Raw genomic sequence first — 17,977 nt, forward strand, 5'->3', positions numbered from 1 at the left:
GTCCTCATTGCGGCACGCCGGTGACGGCCGGGCCGGCCATGACCTGGCCGTGCAGGTGGCGTTCCAGGCTGATGCCGCTGGACACCACGTCGCCCTTGCCGGTCATGCCGGCCTCGAACACCACCGGGCACTTGATCAGCACCTTGGCGCCGTCCAGCGTCAGGGTGCCGCCCTCGTCCAGGCGTACGTAGGCCGAACCGTCCAGCCGGCGCAGCTCCACCGCGTCGGTGGCGAAGGCCGGCACCACCTGGGGCAACGAGCTGATGCCCATCACCGCCACGGCGTCCGACAGGTCGTGCTGGCGGTAGTCCAGCGGTTCGCTGGAAGCACCGGAATGCCACCAGCCGTCGATGCAGCGCTCGTTGAACACCAGCAGGCACTCGTCGCCCGGCTTGACCGGGAAGGTCAGCACGAAGCCGCCGCCCCGGGGGAACTGCACCGGCACGTCGGGCAGCATCGGCAGGGGCTGGCGCGAGCCATCCATCAGCTGCTGCTCGATCATCGGCTGCACGCTGGCCACCTGGCGGGCGGCATCGAAGGCGACGATGCGCCCCGGCAGCGCGGTGTGCAGGCGCTTGATGCGGGTGTCGAGGGCGGTGCCCATGGCGACCTCGGTCGAGGGGGTCTGCCAGTCGTAGTTACCCATTGCTCTTGCCTCCGGATTTGCTCTTGGCGCCGCCGGCCGGCTGGAACTCGCCCTTGCTCACGGTGAGCACGCAGAACCAGTCCTTCTCCATGACGTCGCCCTTGCTGATGATCCTGACGATCTTGTAGTCGCCGTCGAAGCGCGGCTCGATGGACTTCACCCGCACCGTGCCACCGACCCGGGGTGCCGGGTCGATCAGGCAGGTCAGCTCCAGGCCGCCCTCCACTTCCTTGGGTGATCCGATCAGGCCGGTTTCCTGGGAGAGGAACACGGCCTGGTCGTCCAGCACGTTGCCGGCGGGCAACAGCAGCAGTTCGCCGTCCTGGATGGACCAGTCGGCGCCCTGCTCCGCCGCCACCTGGCTGAGCACGTCGCGGCTCAGCCCCACCAGCACCTTGCCGCGCGGCAGGGGCCGTTGCTTGGGCAGGGTGATCTGCCCCGGCGTGGTGGACTTCATCGACTGCACCGCTGCCTTGACGTGGTCGTCGGCGGTGCTGCCGGCGGCGAGGGAACGGCTGATGCGCGCCTCGCGGTAATCCACCGCGCCGGTGGCGCAGGTGAGCACGGTGATGTTGTCCAGGTCCTTGCGCTCCACCGCCGCCTCGGCGATGTCGCCGGCGTAGAGCAGGCGCAGCTCGCTGTAGCCGGCCCAGAGCCAGGCCTTGCGCAGGGTGCCATCCTGCAGTTGTTCGCGGTGCTCGGGGTTGAGGTTCCAGACGCGGATCGTCCCCGGGTTGGGCTTGTTGTCGATGCTCTTGGTGAAGTCGAAGGCCACCCGCAGGCTGTCGATCACCAGCCCTTCCTGGTCAGCACCGAGGATCAGGCGGTAACGCCGGCCGAACTGCCTCATGGCTGCACCTCCGCTTTCTCGCCGATGTGGAGCAGGCAGCGGCTGCCCATGTCATCGCCGCCGATGGGGTCGAGGCCGACGCCGCTGACATCCTCCAGCCAGAGGAAGAACGGCAGGGTGCTGCGCCAGAGCATCGGCACGCCGGTCACCAGCGTCAGGCCCTGGGCCAGCCAGGTGCCCTTGGCCTCGTCCAGCAGGTCGATGGCCCAGTGGTCGCCGATGCTGTTGTAGCGAAGGGTCAGGCGCAGGCGGTAGCCGGCGAACTCGAAGCTCTGCTCCTGCAGCGGGTCGCTGCTGATGGGGATCTGCTTCATGAGAACACCGTCCTGCCTACCGCATGCGCAAAGCTCTCATTGCGCTTCTTGGTCTTGGGCGTGGTCTTGCCCTTGGACTTCTTCTCCGCTGCCTGGCACTGGGAGCGGCCGGAGCGCTTGGTCCCGGCCGCCGGGGTGACCACGCCGTTGATGACGCGGGTGTCCACCACCAGGACTTCGCGCAGGGTCAGGTCCAGCTCGATGGCGCCATCGATGGCCTGCACGGCGGAAATCGTGGTGAGCAGCATGTTCTTGTACAGGTAGAAACCGGTCTGCACCTGCAGCAGCTCACCGGCCTTCTGGGTGTCCAGCAGGCATTGGTAGACCTGTTGCAGGCGCGACTGGCTGGGCGAGCTGTCGAAGCGCGACAGCGGCTGGTACTCCAGCATCCAGGGCGCCAGGGGCCGGGCCTTGGGCGTATCCACCTGGGGCTTGAGCCAGCTCTTGAGCTCGCGCTGGGCCCGATTGCGGGCCTGCCGGGTCAGGTTGGCCAGGATCCCCGGCTTCACCTCGTCGACGAAGTCGACACTGCTGCGCAGCCCCGGCGTGACCTCGGCGGCCAGGGCCGCCAGGGGGTCGTAATGCTCGACCACGATGCCCTTGATCTTCAATGTGCGGGGCTGCGCATAGGCGTGGTCGGCAATGTTGGCGCCGCTCTCCACCGGGTTTTCGGTGATCTTGAGTTCAGCGGTGTGGGTTTCGTTGATGACCGCATCGAGCCTCATCGTGCCGATGCGGCGGTTGATCAGCATGACCATCGATTCACCTCACTGTCTGATGTCACTCTGGTTGTTGTGGGTGGCCAGGCGCTGCTGGTTGGAGGCCACCTGCTCGGCGACCTCCCGTCCGATGGCTTGGGGGTTGTCTCCGCTCACGTGGACCGTGACCGACTGGTTGAAGCTGTTGTTGCTCACCGGCGCCACGAGGGCGGCGGCGCCGACGCCGGCGCCCAGCGCCGCGCGGCTCTGTGCATCCTGCACACCAGCCGTGAACTGGCTGGCGCCTTCCACCAGGCGAGGTGCCGTGGCGGCCTGGTCGTCGGTGCTGTTCCAGCCGAAGAGGTTGGCCACGCCGGAGAACATCCCCGGCGACTCCTTGGCCGCCTCGGGCGCGCCTTCCTTGTCGCCACCGAAGCCGAACATGCCGGCGACCTTCTTGAACCCGGCGCTGAGCACCTCGAACTGCGCTGCCACGCCTTCGAACCAGCCGTTGAAGGCCTGCTTGAGGCCGTCGAAGTCGCCAATGATGAGGGCGAAGATTCCTTTCAGCAGATTGAAGAGATTGCTGATGCTGGCGCCGATGACGACCATCAGGCCCTCGCCGAAGGCCATCACCGACTCGCTGCCCTCCGTCCAGAAGGCCATGAACTGCGCCTTCAGCCCATTCAGCACGGCCTCTACCGCAGCGATGCCATTGAGCAACGGCTCCCAGGAGAACAGGCTGCCGATCACTTCGAACTGCGTGGCCAGGCCTTCGAATATCCCGCCGAACGCCTCCTCGACGCCGTCGAAATCTCCTCTGAGCAAGGCGAAGAAGCCTTTGAACAGGTTGATGACGTTGCTGATGCCCGCGCCGATGAACACCACCAGGCCGTCGGCGAAGACCATCGCCGACTCGCTGATTTCCCCCCAGAGAGCCATGAACCGTGCCTTCAGCCCATTCAGCACGGCCTCTACCGCGGCGATGCCGTTGAGCAACGGCTCCCAGGAGAACAGGCTGCAGATCACTTCGAACTGCGTGGCCAAGCCTTCGAATATCCCGCCGAACGCCTCCTTGACGCCGTCGAAATCTCCTCTGAGCAAGGCGAAGAAGCCTTTGAACAGGTTGATGACGTTGCTGATGCCCGCGCCGATGAACATCATCAGGCCGTCGGCGAAGGCCATCACCGTCTCGCCGTTCTCCGCCCAGAAGGCGTCGAACTGCGCCTTCATGTCCGCCAGGATGGCGCCGACTTCCTTGAAGCCCTTCACCAGCGGCTCCCAGACGCCACCGAAGGCCGACTCGCCGCCGTCCAGGTAGGTCATGAAGTCGTCCACCAGGGCGATCACCACCACCAGGGCGGCGATGATCCACATGATGGGGTTGGTGGCGAAGGCCATCAGGCTGGCGCGGCCGACCCAGAGCAGGGCCGTGCCGAGCATCATCAGGGCGTTGTCCCAACCGACGGTTCCGCTGACCACGAAGTCCAGCGCGCGACCGAAGTTGTAGACCGCATCCAGGCCTTCGGCGACCAGCGTCATGGTCTTCTGCAGCCCCTCGGTGATCAGCTCCTTGTTGGCGTCCACCACCGCGAGGAAGCGGTCCGCCAGGAATGACAGTTGCGGGGCGAGGCCCAGGCCGACCCGCGTCTTGACCCCGTCCAGCACCTTGTCCAGTTTCTCCATGGACGTCTGGTAGTCCTTGGCCGACTGGGCCTGCTCGTCGGTGACGACGCCCAGGGCATCCGGCCCGGCCTTGAGGTCCTTCAGGCTGCCCAGGGAGGACTGCACGAAGTCGAAGAGTTTGGAGGACACCTGGGAAATGGCGCCGCCGATCCTGGAGGTACTGCCCTCGACCTGCGCCGCCTTGCCCTGAACCTGGTTGAGGGTCTCGATGTAGGTGTAGTGGGCCTTGTTGCTGGAGAGCAGGGTGTTGCGGGTGACCTCGACGTTCTGCCTGAGGTGGTTCACCACGCTGATCTCCTGCACCAGCGTGTTGCTGATGACGTTCAGCTCCTGCTTCAGGGTGTTGGTGATCTGCTGCAGGCCCAGCGCGAACTGCGTGCTGAGTTGTTGGATTCCAATTTCAATTGCCATTGGCCTGCCTCTCGTGGGCCTGACGCTGTGCGTCGTCCCATTCGGCTATCGCGTCATGGAAGTCGCACAGGTCGGCCAGTGTGTAGAGCGCGCGCAGCTCGTGCAGGGTGCAGAGCTGGCGCATGACAGGGGTGAACAGGAACCAGTCGGTCACTCCGCCTTGGCCGGTCCCGGCAGAATCGCCGACAGGGCTGGCGCGGCGGCGGCGAAAAAATCGGCGAACTGGTACTTCACCCCCTCCACCAGCAGCGGCACCAGGTGCCCGCGGTGTTGGTTGAAGTGCGCCTCGGCGCGGTCGGCGAGGCGGAATACCGCGCCGTCGGCCGGTTGCACGTTGGTCTGCTGGATCACCAGCGCTTCGATCTCCGCCACCACCGGATCGCCCAGGTTGGCCAGGATGGCGCCGATGGCCAGGCTGTCGCCGCCCTCGCCGCGCTTGATCTCCACGCCCTGCAGCAGGCGCGCGGCCTTCTTCAGGGCGTTCCAGGCCGGCATGGCGTTGGCCGGGCGCATGACGTAGTCGAAGCCGTCGAGGTTGATGCGATGTTCGGCGTTCATGGTCAGGCGACTCCTTGTTCCAGGTTCACGTTGGCGCGCTCGAAGACGATGGTCCAGGTGGTGTCGTTGGCCTCGCTGCCACGGGTCACCTCGGGACGCTTGGTGAAGTAGCCGCGGGTGGCGCTGATCAGGTCTTCGTTGAGCAGGTCGCGCATTTCCAGGGTCAGCGGGGTGAAGGCCTTGAGGTTGCCTTCCTGCAGCAGGCGCAGGCTGTTGAGGAACTTGTTGTCACGCGAGTGCTGCTTGAGCTTCAGGGTGAGGGTCGCGGACCGGTCGTTGTTGGCAACGAACACGCCGGTGCCGTTGCTGCCGATCTTCATGGAGCCGGATTCGGCGGTGAAAGCCAGCTTGAGGACATCGGCGCCGGCGCCCCAGTCGCTGATCTCGTAGCCGTTGATCAGGACGGACAGTTGTTTCTGGTCGTAGATAGCCATGGAAAATCTCCGGAAATAGAAAGGCCCCACGCGGGGGCCGGAAAACGTTGGGTGGGTCGGGATCAGCGGTCGAAGTTGACCAGCACGTCCACGGAGTGAACGGCGCCGGCCATCTTCAGGGCCACCTGGATCGGCGGCGCCTTGCGCTGCTCGCGGTCGGAGGTGGACAGGTTGTCGACGCTGTCGGCCCAGACGTAGTAGCCCTCGTCCAGGCGCTCGCCGCTGACCAGGTTGCCGAAGGGGTCGCCGTTCCACACACCGGGGGCGAAGGCACCGTTGTTCACGCCCTCGCGGCAGACCTTGCGCACGGCGGCCAGCAGGCGCGCCACACCGGCGTCGGTCAGCGGCACCTTGCTCGAAGAGCGGTAGAGGGTGGCGAAGACCTCCTTCTGCACCGCGTCGACGTACCAGTCGAGGATGTGCACTTCATCGAAGAAGCGGCCACCGATCACGGTGCCCTCGGCGACCATGGCCGACTCGTCGAAGTAGGTGTAGAAGTTTAGGCCCAGCTTCCGGCACTTGTCCGCTTCGGTGAGGGTCAGGTTGTCGGCGCTGATGCCCGGCAACTGCTTGAACTTCATGGTCAGGGTGGAGTTGTTGGCGGCGAAGTTCACCGACAGCGCGCGCGCCAGCCAGCTGGCCACGGCGTAGGGGTCGTTCTTGTCGTAGACCGCGACGGTGCGGTAGCTCTGGCGATCCTTCAGGCGCTTGAACGGGTTGCTCGGCACATTCTCCAGGTGGCTGGGGTTCTGGGTGGTGACGCCGAAGACCTTCTTGTCCGCAGCCAGTACCCAGGCGGCCGCCTGTTCGATCTCGTCATCGGTCAGGGACGCGGCGACGGTGGCGGCGTACCAGCCGGAGTTGACCTCCAGCAGCGCGGTGAAGGCCTCGGGCAGGGTCTGCGCAGCCAGCACCAGGGCATCGCGGCCGGCGACCTTCTGCGCCATGCCGTTCTCCAGGCGCAGCAGGCCACCCAGGTAGGTGCCGGTGGCGCCCAGGTCCTGGACGAAACCGACGGACTTGGCCTGGCCGGCGACGTCGGCTTCGAGGATGAAGCGGTTGGCCACGGCGTCATAGCGGCAGCTGACGGCCTGGGCGGTGAGCTTGGCGTCGATCAGCGCGGCGATGGCCGGCAGGTCGCTGGCGGCGCTGAAGTTCAGGCCAGTGACGTCCTGGCGGACGCCGTCCACGGTCACCGAGAACTGGCCGGCGCTGATGGCCTTGAGCTGGTCCAGGGTGGCCACCAGCGGCGTGCCGTTGAGGGCGGCCTTCACCGCCGGCACGTTGCGGGTGTTCTTCAGCCAGCGCGCCACCAGCAGTTGCTTGGGTCGCGGGCTCTGGGCGAAGAAGGCGCTGGCGGCCAGGGCGGTCTGGGAGGTGCTGCCGAAGGCGGCTTCCACCTCGGCCTGGCTGGCGCAGCTGATGTAGAGGGTGGCGGCGTCGGTGAAGACGTTGCCGGCCACGGGGGTGAACAGGGCGAGCTGGCCGAAGTCACGGCGCGGGCTGGCCACCGGTTGAACGTTGAGTTGTACGTTGACGATCTGCGAAAGCGGAAGGGACATATCAGGTCTCCGTTGGATTCACTGTAAGGGTGGCGGTGAGGCCCGTATCGGTGTGGGCGGTCACCACCGAGGAAGCGATGCGTTTCTGTTCCAGGACCACCTGGTGGCCGTGGGCGAGGACCAGTTCCAGACGGGCCTGCTCCTTGGCCACGCCCGCCTCGACGGCGGACAGGTTGTCGATGGGTTTCATGCGCGGCATGGCAACGCCCAGCCGGCGCAAGCTGTCCAGGGCCCGGCTGGACTGCAGGATCGAACGCGCGTCGTGCGCCAGATCCAGCGCCCCGGGGCCATGGGTGATGAGGTGGAAGGTGGTTTCACAGGCGGTGAAGACGGTTTCCCGCTCGCCATTGCCGTTGAACTCGCGGCGGGACACGCCCACCTCGGCGGACTGCTGCTCGCGCAGGCTGGCGTACAGGCCCGCCGGCGGCGCAGCGGCCTGGTCGGCGGCCACCAGCGCCCCGGCCGGCAGCTCCAGCAGGCTGCGCAGCGCTTCGCGCATGGCCGCCACATCCAGCCGCGTGGCAGTGATGCTCATGGTGTTCTCCTTTATATGCAGGGCACGACCCAGCGCGGGCGACCGGGGCCGCCCGGCCAGGCCGGGGATGGAACGGGTGGGCGCCGGGCGTCAGCCCAGGCGCAGGATGCGGGCGAGGTTGCCGCGGGCCCTAAAGACCAGGACCAGCAGGATCAGCAACACCCCCAGCATCCACGGAGACAGCTGCCCCACGGGGTAGCGGCCGACCGCGATGCTCAGGGCCTGGCTGCCGGTGCACAGCGCCATCAGGTAGGCGCAGAGCGAAACACCGGGGCGGAAGCGCGAACCGCGCCGCCGGTAAGTGATCAGCCGCAGGCAGATGGCCGAACAGACGAAGAGGGTCGCGGTGGCCAACGGGTCATCCATTGCGGCCTCCCGCGCCTCGGCGCAACAAGGTGCGCAGCCAGTTGGGCAACTGCCCGCCGCGCATCCATTCGAGCATCCCGATCCCCCCGGTGACGCAAAGGGTGGCGGCCACGAAGGCCACCACCCCGCTGGTCTGGGCCAGCCCGCGACTGACCGCCTCGACGGCGGCGTAGTAGCCCCCCACCCAGGACACCAGCAGGTAGCCGGCGCGGGTCAGGGGCTTGTAGTCACGGGCGAACACCACGAAGAAGATGGCACCGCCGAATCCTCCGATCAGCGCGTTGCCATCGATGCTGGGGATCAGGATCGCCAACCCCGCGCCGGTCATCCCCCCTGCCATTGCCGCAGCGACACTGGGCTCGGTCATGATGGGACTCCTTGAAAAGGGCCCGATGATCGACCGGGCCCGGAAACGAAAGAGCCCGCTGGTGGGCGGGCTCTTGATGGTCTGATTTCGATCTTGGAGCTAGGTTACCTTTATCGTCCCAACAGGTCAATATGGGAAAACCTGTTTTTTCAAAAATATTTTCAATGCGCCACGACAATCCCCGCACGGCTCATCGGCGCCTCCAGGCGCGCCAGGGCTTCACGCAGTTTCAGGGCCACGCGCGCGCGCCAATCCTGGTCCCAGCGGTGCAGGGTGCTCTTGGACAGGCCGGTCAGGCGCTCGATCTCGCGGATGCTGTGGGGCGGGCGGCGGAACATGCGCATCAGCAGTGCCAGGGCGGCACGCTGCTCGGCCGAATCGGCCTGCGGCTTGAGCCAGTCACGCAGGGCCGCCATGGCCAGCACGAAGTCGCGCCCGTGGGCGTATTCGGCCTGAACCACGGCCAATTCGAGGGGATGGTCGGCCAGCAGGCGCTGGGCGAAACGGATCGTCATGGTGGCCTGGGCCTGCCATTCGTGGGGGCTCAGGCCGCTGGGCAGGCGCTCGACGAACTGGGTGTCGAAACGCTCGCGCAGCACATCGATCGCCATCGCCGTGGACGACTTAGGCCCCACCCGGTGTTCAGCCATCCAATACGCTACGGCCAGGGCCTGTTCGGTGCTGTTAAACATGGGCTGTCTCCTTTTCCATGCCCCGTGGCGGGGCTAAACAAAAGCCCCGTCGACCGGTTCACGGCAACGGGGCAGCACAGGTTTATATAATAATACCTATATATAGGTGCTTGCAATGAAATAGGCGCACCGTTAATCTGCTGCCCCATGGAACTCAAAGACCGAATCCGGGCGGCGCGAAAGCACGCCAACCTCAGCCAGGTCCAGCTCGCCCAGGCGACTGGCATGACCCAGGCCTCCATCTCCGATCTGGAGCGTGGCAAGTCGCGCGCGACCAGTTTTGCCACGCAGATCGCCACCGTCTGCGGCGTCAGCCCACGCTGGCTCGCCGAAGGCCACGGCGGCATGCTCGACACCCGCATGCCGCCGTCCGGCGCGAACGCCAACTGGGCCGGCGCCGTGGAGTCCTGGGACGACGACACCCCGCTGGACCCCGACGAGGTCGAACTGCCCTTCTACAAGGAAGTGGAGCTTTCCGGCGGCAAGGGCAGCACCGTGGTGCTGCAGACCACCGGGCGCAAGCTGCGCTTCGGCAAGTACTCGCTGCGCAAGAAGAACATCGACGCGGCCAGCGCGGCCTGCGTGACGGTGAACGGCAACAGCATGGAACCGGTCCTGCCCGACGGCAGCACGGTGGGCGTGGACACCAGCTCGCGCACCATCAAGGACGGCGACATGTACGCCTTCGACCACGACGGGCAACTGCGGGTGAAGCTGCTCTACCGCCTCCCCGGCGGCGGGCTGCGCATCCGCAGCTTCAACAGCGACGAACACCCCGACGAACGCTACGAGGCCACCGAAGTGGCCGAGCACATCAACGTCATTGGCCGGGTGTTCTGGTATTCGGTGCTGCTCTAGGCAGCGCTGGCACCGCGCGACCTCCGGAACACAGGCAAAAAAATGGGCGACCATCTGGTCGCCCGCCCAATTCATTCCGGGATGGGAATGCTAGAAACGCTTGTGTCCGATCACGCAAGATTCAGACGCGTCCTTTGTACCCCCCGAGCGCCGGCCCAACCATTGCACCAAGGTCTAACAGGCCGTTGAACACGCCCTGTGCTGCCCCGCCTGGAACCCCAGCGGCCTGCCGGCTCAAGCCTCTTCCCGACCCAATCCGTACTGCCGCAGCTTGTTGGCGATGGTGGTGTGCGACACCCCCAGGCGCTTGCCCAGTTGCCGGCTGCTGGGGTGGTCGGCGAACAGCCGCTCCAGCACCGCCCGCTCGAAGCGCCCGACGATGACCTCCAGCCCGCCTTCCAGGGAGAAGTCCCCAAGGGGCTGCGGCGCGCCGTAGTCCGGCAGGCGGATGTGCTCGGCACGCACCTGGCCGCCTTCGCACAGGGAGACGGCCTGGAACAGCACGTTCTCCAGCTGCCGCACGTTGCCCGGCCAGTGGTAGCGCGACAGCCGCTCCAGGGCCTGGGGCGCCAGGGTCGGCAACGGGCAGCCGATCTGCCGGCTGGCCGAGTCGAGGAAGTGTTCCACCAGCGGCCCCAGCCCATCCAGGCATTCGCGCAGCGGCGGGATGTGCAGGGACAGCACGTTGAGGCGGTGGTAGAGGTCCTGGCGGAACTCGCCCCGCGCGCACAGCTCCGACAGGTCCACCTGGGTGGCGCAGATCACCCGCACGTCCAGGTACACCTCCTCGTCGCTGCCCACCCGGCGGAAGCAGCCGTCCTGCAGGAAGCGCAGCAGCTTGGCCTGCAGGCGGGGGCTCATCTCCCCCACCCCATCGAGAAACAGCGTGCCGCCGGCGGTCAGCTCCAGCAGCCCCAGCTTGCCCTCCGGCCGGGCGCCCTCGAAGGCCCCGGGGCCGTAGCCGAACAGCTCCGTCTCGGCCATGGATTCCGGCAGCCCGGCGCAATTCAGCGCCATGAACGGCGACTGCCCGCGCGGGCTCGCCAGGTGGCAGGCACGGGCCAGCAGCTCCTTGCCGGTGCCGGTCTCGCCCTCGATCAGCAGCGGCGCGTCCAGCGGTGCCATGCGCCGCGCCTCGCGCACCACCGCCGTCATCACCCGCGAACTCTGGAAGATGCTGTCGAAGCCGCGCAGCTCGTGCTTGCGCACGTTGTAGATGCGCTCCCCCACCCGGTCGGCGCGGTGCAGGGTCAGCACCGCGCCGGCCAGGGCCTCGCTCTCGTCGTGCTCGGATTGCAGCGGCGCGATGTCGGCCAGGAACACGTCGCCGCGCACCTTGATGCGCAAGCCGTTCACCCGCGCCTTGTTGGCCCGCACCACCTCCGGCAGGTCGAAATCCTCCACGTAGCGCGACAGCGGGATGCCCGGCACCTCGTCCACCCGCACGCCCAGCAACTGCGCCGCCGCGCGGTTGGCGGCGACGATGGAGCCGCCCATGTCCACCGACAGCACCGGGAACTCCAGCGCCCCCAGCAGGGCGTTCAGCTCCAGGTGACGGCGTTCGCTGGGCATCAGCCCCACGCGCTTCACGCCGAATACGCCGGGGATGGCCTCCAGCTTCGGCCGCAGGGATTGCAGTTGCAGGTTGATGAGGTTGGGGCACAGCAGATAAATGGCGTTGCCCTGGTCCCCGCCCACTTCGCCACGGTTGACGTTGATGCCGTAGTCGACGAGCAGGTTGAGGATGTCGCGCAGGATCCCTACGCGGTTCTGGCAATGGACTTTGATACGCATGCGGCACCCCGAAACGGGCTCTTGTCAGTGCACCTCCAAAAACTACCTGCGTTGTCATCGCTGCGTTAAAAACCGACTCAAAGTACTCATTTACACCACGTAAACTGCGCTTTTTCGCCTGTTTTTGCCTTGCGCTGACTGCCTCGCCTACGTTTTTAGAGGCGCACACCAGGGGCAGTGCCGGGAAAATCAGCGTCCTGCCCGATTTTTCCGTCAAGAATATGTGACGCTTCGACGCACCAGCAAGGCCGAAACACCGGCCACCGGCAAAATCGTAAAGAATTCGTTACGAAACACACCCCCGCCTCCCCATCCAGCCCGACCTCCTGCACCGCCCCAGCCCACCGAAACGCGGTATCCCTGGGTCAACACAACAACAACGTCGCGCCCTGGGAGGCCGAATGAAAACCACCCACTACGTGGCCCGCGAGCCGGACGACAGCGGCTTCATCCATTACCCGGACAGCGAGCACGCCGTCTGGAACACCCTCATCACCCGCCAGCTCAAGGTGATCGAAGGGCGCGCCTGCCAGGACTACCTGAACGGCATCGAACGCCTCGCCCTGCCCCACGACCGCATCCCCCAGCTCGACGAGATCAACCGCGTGCTCCAGGCCGCCACCGGCTGGCGCGTTGCCCGCGTCCCGGCGCTGATCCCCTTCCAGACGTTCTTCGAGCTGCTGGCCAGCCAGCAGTTCCCCGTGGCCACCTTCATCCGCACCCCGGAGGAGCTGGACTACCTGCAGGAGCCCGACATCTTCCACGAGATCTTCGGCCACTGCCCCCTGCTCACCAATCCCTGGTTCGCCGAGTTCACCCACACCTACGGCAAGCTCGGCCTCAAGGCCACCAAGGAAGAGCGCGTGTACCTCGCCCGCCTCTACTGGATGACCATCGAGTTCGGCCTGGTGGACACGCCCCAGGGCCGCCGCATCTATGGCGGCGGCATCCTCTCCTCGCCCAAGGAGACGGTCTATTCGCTGTCCAGCGAGCCCGAGCACCAGGCCTTCGACCCGCTGGAAGCGATGCGCACGCCGTACCGGATCGATATCCTGCAACCCCTGTACTTCGTGCTGCCGGAGCTGAAGCGCCTGTTCGAGCTGGCCCACGAGGACATCATGACCCTGGTCCACCAGGCCATGGCCCTCGGCCTGCACGCGCCGAAATTCCCGCCCAAGGCGGCCTGAACCGAACCAGACTCAAGGAGCCGGCGAGCCACGCCGGCCGAACGAACAACGGAGAACCCCATGACCGCCTTGTCCCAAGCCCACTGCGAAGCCTGCCGCGCCGGCGCCCCGCTGGTTTCCGAAGACGAACTGGCCACGCTGATCAAGGAGATCCCGGACTGGAACATCGAAGTCCGCGACGGAATCATGCAGCTGGAGAAGGTCTTCCTGTTCCGCACCTTCCGCCACGCCCTGGCCTTCACCAACGCCGTCGGCGCCGCCGCCGAGGAAGAAGGCCATCACCCGGGCCTGCTCACCGAGTGGGGCAAGGTCACCGTCACCTGGTGGAGCCACGAAGCCAAGGGCCTGCACCGCAACGACTTCATCATGGCCGCGCGCACCGACCGCATCGCCGAAACCGCCGAGGGCCGCAAATGAGCCACTTCGCCGCCGTGGGCCGGGTGCCGGGCGACCCCATCCTCGGGTTGATGGACGCCTTCCGCCAGGACACCCACCCCAACAAGCTCGACCTGGGCGTCGGCGTCTACAAGGACGCCCGCGGCCTCACCCCCATTCCCCACGCCGTGAAGCACGCCGAGCAGCGCCTGCTGGAGCTGGAAACCACCAAGACCTACGTCGGTGGCCACGGTGACGCCGCCTTCGGCCGCCTGCTGCAGGACCTGGTGCTGGGCATCGGCAACCCCGTACAGCGCGCCGGTCGCGCTGGCACCACCCAGGCCCCGGGCGGTACCGGCGCCCTGCGCCTGGCCGCCGAGTTCATCGCCCGCAACCTGCCGGGCCGTGGCGTCTGGCTGAGCGACCCGACCTGGCCGATCCACGAAACCATCTTCAACGCCGTCGGCGTCGCGATCAGCCACTACCCCTACGTGGACGCCGCCAACCGTCTCGATGTCGAAGGCCTGCTGGCGGCCTTCGAGCGCATTCCCGTCGGCGACGTGGTGCTGCTGCACGCCTGCTGCCACAACCCCACCGGCTTCGACCTGGCCCAGGCCGACTGGCAACGGGTGCTGGAGGTGGTTAAGCGCCGCGAACTGCTGCCACTGATCGACTTCGCCTACCAGGGCTTCGGAGATGGCCTGGACGACGACGCCTGGGCCGTGCGCCTGTTCGCCGAAAACCTGCCGGAGGTGCTGGTCACCAGCTCCTGCTCAAAGAACTTCGGCCTCTACCGCGAACGCACCGGCGCCCTCATCGTCTGCGCCGAAGATGCCGAGAAGCTCGCCGACGTCCGCAGCCAACTGGCCTTCCACGCGCGCAACCTGTGGTCCACCCCGCCCGCCCACGGCGCCGCCGTGGTCGCCACCATCCTCGAGGACGCCAAGCTGAAAGCCGAATGGATCACCGAGCTGGAGGGCATGCGCCGCCGCGTCGCCGACCTGCGCCGGGGCCTGGTGGAAGCCCTGCAGCCCTACGGCCTGGCCGAGCGCTTCGCCCACATCGGCGTGCAGCGCGGCATGTTCTCCTACACCGGCCTGTCGCCGGAGCAGGTGGCGCGACTGCGCAGCGAGTTCAGCATCTACATGGTGGGCACCGGCCGCGCCAACGTCGCCGGGCTGGACTTCAGCCGCATCGGCGACCTCGCCGCCGCCATCGCCAAGGTCTGCTGAGCGCACCGGGCGGCCCCTGCCCGGGGTCGCCCGGTCGGCTCAGTAATCCACCTTGCCGCGCCCGACCTTGATCGCCCCGCGCTTGCTCTTGCCGTCGAGGCGACGGGTCTTGGAGCCGAGGGTGGGGCGCGTCGGCCGGCGCTTCTTCTGCACCACCGCCGCCTCGCGGATCAGCGTCGCCAGGCGCTCCAGCGCATCGGCACGGTTCTGCTCCTGGGTCCGGTATTGCTGGGCCTTGATCACCACCACCCCATCGGCCGTGATGCGCGCATCCCGCAGCGCCAGCAGGCGTTCCTTGTAGAACGGCGGCAACGACGAGGCCTGGCTGTCGAAGCGCAGGTGCACCGCACTGGAGACCTTGTTGACGTTCTGCCCACCGGCGCCCTGGGCGCGGATGGCGGTCAGTTCGATCTCGTCGTCGGGGATCTGGACGTTGGAGGAAATCTGCAGCATGACGACGACCCGCGAAAAAGGGCGCCCAGAATACGCCGCGCAAAGGCCCTGGTGCGAGCACGCTGGCCCGCCAACACTGAACTACGCTTAGCCAACGATCCGCTTCGCAAGGGAGGCCAAGGGGATGAACATCCGTCAGAAACTGGTGGCATCGGGCGTCATCAGCGTGCTCGCCGCCGCACTGCTGGGGGGCATCGGCCTGCTCGGGCAGAACCGCCTCGCCGATGCACTGGCCGAGAACCAGCTGAGCGTCACGGCCCTGCGCAACCACATGGAAGGCGACATGATGCACGACGCCCTGCGCGCCGACGTGCTCGCCGCCTTCGTCGCCGCCCCGGGCGACAACGCCGCCGCCAGCCAGGTGCGCAACGACTTCAGCGAGCATAGCCAGTGGTTCCGCAAGGTCATGGACGAGAACGCCAAGCTGCCGCTGAGTCCCGAGCTCAGCCAGTCCATCCGCGACCTGCGCCCGCTGATCGACACCTACATCGCAGCAGCCGGCAAGCTGGTGGACGACGCCCTGCGCGATCCCCAGGCGAGCCGCGCGCAGCTGAGCGACTTCCAGCGCATTTTCAGCGAGCTGGAGGAGCGCAACGAGAAGCTCAGCACCCTGATCGAAACCCGCGCCGACGAGGCCCGCCAGACTGCCAGCGACGCCGTACACAGCGCCGCCTGGTGGCTGTTGGGCGGGCTGGTTCTGGTCTGCGTCGTGCTCTGCCTCGCCACCGCACAGTTGATGAGCGCCATCATGCGCCCGTTGAAGAAGACCATCGACGTGGCCCGTGCCATCGCCCAGGGCAACCTGCGCAACAGCATCCAGGTGGAAAGCCGCGACGAAGCCGGCCAACTGATGGAAGCCCTGGCCCAGATGCAGAACAGCCTGCGCGAGATGATCGCCAGCATCCGCCTGGAGAGCGAAGAGCTGCGCGGCACCGCCACCACCCTCAGCGACACCTCACGGGGCATCGTCGACGGCGCCAACCAGCAGGCCGAGAGCGCCGCCAGCATGGCCGCCGCCATGGAGCAGATGATCACCAACATCGCCCAGATCGCCGACCACGCGCGCAACGCCCAAGGCATTTCCGCCCATTCCGAAGGCCTCGCCAGCAGTGGCGGGCAGGTCATCCTAGGCGTGGTGGACGGCATGAACCGCATCGCCGAGGCCGTGAACAGCTCCTCCAACACCATCACCGCCCTGGGCCGTTCGTCCGAAGAGATCCACTCCATCATCCAGGTGATCAAGAGCATCGCCGAGCAGACCAACCTGCTGGCCCTCAACGCCGCCATCGAAGCGGCCCGGGCCGGCGAGGCCGGGCGTGGCTTCGCCGTGGTGGCCGACGAGGTGCGCAACCTCGCGGCGCGCACCGCCCAGTCCACCCAGGAGATCACCGGCATGATCGCGCGCATCCGCGAAAGCACCGACCAGGCGGTGAACAGCATGCAGACCGGCGTCACCCGCGTGCAGGACGGCGTCACCCTCGCCACCCAGGCCGGCAGCTCCATCAGCGAGATCCGCGAGGGCGCCCACAAGGCCGCCGAAGTGGTGGACGAGATCTCCCACACCATCGGCGAGCAGTCCAAGGCCAGCAGCGAAGTGGCCCAGCGGGTCGAACTCATCGCCCACATGTCCCGCAGCAACACCGAGGCCATGCACGAACTGGCCGCAGCCGCCCAGCGGCTGGACCAGGTGGCCGCCGCCATGCAGTCCTCGGTATCGCGTTTCCAGGTCTAGCCCGCCCCTCCTGCCCGCCCACAAAAAAGCCGCCTTGCCCATCAGGGCAAGGCGGCTTCGTGGTGCGGCCAAGCCAGCGGTCAGGCTGCCAGGCGAACGGCCTCCAGCAACGCCGGCAGCGGCAGCGCATGGGCGCCGCCGATGCTCAGGGTCACCTGCTGGCCGGCGGCCCCGGCATAACGCTGCAGGGCTTCCGGTGTCAGCTGTGCGCCGTTGAACGCGGCGTCGAAGCGCTTCTGGTCGCCCGCCACCTCGAAGGCAGCCAGCAGGCTGGGCTCGGCCACCTCCTGGGCCGTGTTCACCGCCACGGTGGTGCTCACCCCGGCTGCCTCCAGCGCCAGGGCCAGGTTCACCTCGGCCTGCAGGGCGCCGTTGAATTCCACCGAGAGCTGCCGGGTGTTGCCGGTGGCACCGATGCAGGCCAGCAGGCTGGCGCTGTCCAGGGACTCGGCAGTGTTCACCCGCACCAGGGTGTTGGTGCCGGCGCCAGCCACCACGCTCGCCAGGTCGGTCTCGCCGGCCTGCCCGCCGTTGAACACCAGGCTCAGGTGGCGGCCGTTGCCTGCGGCGCCCAGCGTGTCGCGCAGCTCATCCGCCGTCAGGGCCTGGGCGCCACCGATGACGATGCCGGTGCTCGCCCCGGCCGCCTCGACCGCCTGTAGCAGGTGCGCGGCCGGTTGCGTGCCGCTGAGTTCCACGGCGAGGTTGCGCCCGTCACCGGCCGCTTCCAGGGCCGCCAGCAGCGCTTCCGGGGCCAGTGACTGGGCGGCACCGATGCCGATGTCGACCCGCTCACCCGCCACGCCCAGCGCGGCCAGTAGAGCTTCGGCATTGGCGCGGCCGCCGGTGAAGGTGGCACGCACCTGGCGACCATCACCGGCCGCCGCCAGGGTCGAGCGCAGTGCAGCGGGGTTAACCGCCTGGGCGGCGTTGATCTCCACCGCCGTGTGCGGGCCGGCGAAGCTCACCGCCTGCTGGAGGTTGCGCGTCTCGGCGCGGGCCCCGTCGAAACCGAGCACCAGGCGGCGGTCGCTGCCGGCGGCGCTCACCACCGACAGCAGCGCCCCCGCATCCAGGCCGTGGGCGGCCCCGTAGTGCACGGTGGTGTTTTCACCAGCGGCCAGGAGCACCTGGCGCAGGGTATTGATCGCGACAGAACCGTCGAAGTGCAGAACGAGTTTCATGACTGACTCCCGAAAATTCCAACGCCTCAGGGCAGCGGCTACC

At 67.2% G+C, this 17,977-nt stretch carries 21 protein-coding genes; 5 read left to right on the forward strand and 16 right to left on the reverse strand.

The annotated features are described in order from the left end of the window. Window positions 1–4: 4 nt before the first annotated feature. From BM198_RS19655 to BM198_RS19710, 13 genes are all read right to left on the reverse strand, one after another. Window positions 5–646: a Gp138 family membrane-puncturing spike protein gene (locus BM198_RS19655; protein ID WP_052807641.1), complete on the reverse strand. Its 642-nt coding sequence runs from the start codon at window positions 644–646 to the stop codon at window positions 5–7. Further along, window positions 639–1,496: a phage protein gene (locus tag BM198_RS19660; RefSeq protein WP_074971840.1), complete on the reverse strand. Its 858-nt coding sequence runs from the start codon at window positions 1,494–1,496 to the stop codon at window positions 639–641. Before BM198_RS19660 ends, BM198_RS19655 begins: the two co-directional genes overlap by 8 nt. Next, window positions 1,493–1,810 (reverse strand): phage baseplate plug family protein, encoded by a 318-nt coding sequence (locus tag BM198_RS19665; protein ID WP_044411556.1) that lies wholly within the window; start codon window positions 1,808–1,810, stop codon window positions 1,493–1,495. The genes BM198_RS19660 and BM198_RS19665 overlap by 4 nt, the downstream gene beginning before the upstream one ends. Then, window positions 1,807–2,568 carry a phage baseplate protein gene (locus BM198_RS19670; RefSeq protein ID WP_044411553.1) on the reverse strand — a complete coding sequence of 254 codons (762 nt, stop codon included), beginning with the start codon at window positions 2,566–2,568 and terminating at the stop codon, window positions 1,807–1,809. Before BM198_RS19670 ends, BM198_RS19665 begins: the two co-directional genes overlap by 4 nt. A gap of 9 nt (window positions 2,569–2,577) precedes the next feature. Next, window positions 2,578–4,605, reverse strand: coding sequence for a phage tail tape measure protein (locus tag BM198_RS19675; protein ID WP_074971841.1), 2,028 nt, complete (start codon window positions 4,603–4,605; stop codon window positions 2,578–2,580). Continuing rightward, window positions 4,595–4,759, reverse strand: a complete 165-nt coding sequence (locus BM198_RS30215; RefSeq protein WP_160158626.1) for a hypothetical protein — start codon at window positions 4,757–4,759, stop codon at window positions 4,595–4,597. Before BM198_RS30215 ends, BM198_RS19675 begins: the two co-directional genes overlap by 11 nt. After that, the gene (locus BM198_RS19680) at window positions 4,756–5,163 is read right to left on the reverse strand and encodes a phage tail assembly chaperone (RefSeq protein WP_074971842.1); all 408 of its coding nucleotides are present in this window, start codon (window positions 5,161–5,163) and stop codon (window positions 4,756–4,758) included. Before BM198_RS19680 ends, BM198_RS30215 begins: the two co-directional genes overlap by 4 nt. 2 nt (window positions 5,164–5,165) lie before the next feature. Continuing rightward, window positions 5,166–5,597 (reverse strand): phage structural protein, encoded by a 432-nt coding sequence (locus BM198_RS19685; protein WP_044411548.1) that lies wholly within the window; start codon window positions 5,595–5,597, stop codon window positions 5,166–5,168. Window positions 5,598–5,659: 62 nt separating this feature from the next. Beyond that, entirely contained in the window at window positions 5,660–7,159 is a 1,500-nt protein-coding gene (locus tag BM198_RS19690) for a DUF3383 domain-containing protein (RefSeq protein WP_074971843.1), read from the reverse strand. Window position 7,160: 1 nt separating this feature from the next. Further along, window positions 7,161–7,694: a phage neck terminator protein gene (locus BM198_RS19695; RefSeq protein WP_074971844.1), complete on the reverse strand. Its 534-nt coding sequence runs from the start codon at window positions 7,692–7,694 to the stop codon at window positions 7,161–7,163. 90 nt (window positions 7,695–7,784) lie between these two features. Then, on the reverse strand, window positions 7,785–8,060 hold the full coding sequence (locus BM198_RS19700; protein WP_044411543.1) for a phage holin family protein: 276 nt from the start codon (window positions 8,058–8,060) through the stop codon (window positions 7,785–7,787). Continuing rightward, window positions 8,053–8,427 carry a putative holin gene (locus BM198_RS19705; protein WP_044411540.1) on the reverse strand — a complete coding sequence of 125 codons (375 nt, stop codon included), beginning with the start codon at window positions 8,425–8,427 and terminating at the stop codon, window positions 8,053–8,055. The genes BM198_RS19700 and BM198_RS19705 overlap by 8 nt, the downstream gene beginning before the upstream one ends. A gap of 161 nt (window positions 8,428–8,588) precedes the next feature. Beyond that, the gene (locus BM198_RS19710; protein WP_044411537.1) at window positions 8,589–9,119 is read right to left on the reverse strand and encodes a hypothetical protein; all 531 of its coding nucleotides are present in this window, start codon (window positions 9,117–9,119) and stop codon (window positions 8,589–8,591) included. A 147-nt stretch (window positions 9,120–9,266) separates the two neighbouring features. On the opposite strand from BM198_RS19710, the gene BM198_RS19715 reads away from it, so the two are divergent. After that, the gene (locus BM198_RS19715) at window positions 9,267–9,977 is read left to right on the forward strand and encodes an XRE family transcriptional regulator (protein WP_044411536.1); all 711 of its coding nucleotides are present in this window, start codon (window positions 9,267–9,269) and stop codon (window positions 9,975–9,977) included. 234 nt (window positions 9,978–10,211) lie between these two features. Here BM198_RS19715 and BM198_RS19720 read toward each other — a convergent pair whose 3' ends face one another. After that, on the reverse strand, window positions 10,212–11,771 hold the full coding sequence (locus BM198_RS19720; protein ID WP_074971845.1) for a sigma-54-dependent transcriptional regulator: 1,560 nt from the start codon (window positions 11,769–11,771) through the stop codon (window positions 10,212–10,214). A 356-nt stretch (window positions 11,772–12,127) separates the two neighbouring features. Here BM198_RS19720 and phhA point away from each other — a divergent pair, with 356 nt between their 5' ends. The 3 genes from phhA to BM198_RS19735 are packed head-to-tail and all read left to right on the forward strand — an operon-like array spanning window position 12,128 to window position 14,565. Continuing rightward, window positions 12,128–12,958 carry a phenylalanine 4-monooxygenase gene (gene phhA / locus BM198_RS19725; protein ID WP_341865222.1) on the forward strand — a complete coding sequence of 277 codons (831 nt, stop codon included), beginning with the start codon at window positions 12,128–12,130 and terminating at the stop codon, window positions 12,956–12,958. A 60-nt stretch (window positions 12,959–13,018) separates the two neighbouring features. Further along, window positions 13,019–13,375, forward strand: a complete 357-nt coding sequence (locus tag BM198_RS19730) for a 4a-hydroxytetrahydrobiopterin dehydratase (RefSeq protein ID WP_074971847.1) — start codon at window positions 13,019–13,021, stop codon at window positions 13,373–13,375. After that, the gene (locus tag BM198_RS19735; protein WP_074971848.1) at window positions 13,372–14,565 is read left to right on the forward strand and encodes an amino acid aminotransferase; all 1,194 of its coding nucleotides are present in this window, start codon (window positions 13,372–13,374) and stop codon (window positions 14,563–14,565) included. The genes BM198_RS19730 and BM198_RS19735 overlap by 4 nt, the downstream gene beginning before the upstream one ends. A gap of 39 nt (window positions 14,566–14,604) precedes the next feature. Here BM198_RS19735 and arfB read toward each other — a convergent pair whose 3' ends face one another. Further along, window positions 14,605–15,018, reverse strand: coding sequence for an alternative ribosome rescue aminoacyl-tRNA hydrolase ArfB (gene arfB / locus BM198_RS19740; RefSeq protein ID WP_074971849.1), 414 nt, complete (start codon window positions 15,016–15,018; stop codon window positions 14,605–14,607). A 124-nt stretch (window positions 15,019–15,142) separates the two neighbouring features. Here arfB and BM198_RS19745 point away from each other — a divergent pair, with 124 nt between their 5' ends. Then, window positions 15,143–16,750, forward strand: coding sequence for a methyl-accepting chemotaxis protein (locus BM198_RS19745; RefSeq protein ID WP_074971850.1), 1,608 nt, complete (start codon window positions 15,143–15,145; stop codon window positions 16,748–16,750). An 80-nt stretch (window positions 16,751–16,830) separates the two neighbouring features. On the opposite strand, the gene BM198_RS19750 is transcribed toward BM198_RS19745, so the two are convergent. Beyond that, on the reverse strand, window positions 16,831–17,934 hold the full coding sequence (locus tag BM198_RS19750; protein WP_074971851.1) for a hypothetical protein: 1,104 nt from the start codon (window positions 17,932–17,934) through the stop codon (window positions 16,831–16,833). Window positions 17,935–17,977 lie beyond the last annotated feature (43 nt).

Origin of the sequence: Metapseudomonas otitidis, assembly GCF_900111835.1 — a bacterium.
Taxonomy (GTDB): Bacteria; Pseudomonadota; Gammaproteobacteria; order Pseudomonadales; family Pseudomonadaceae; genus Metapseudomonas; species Metapseudomonas otitidis.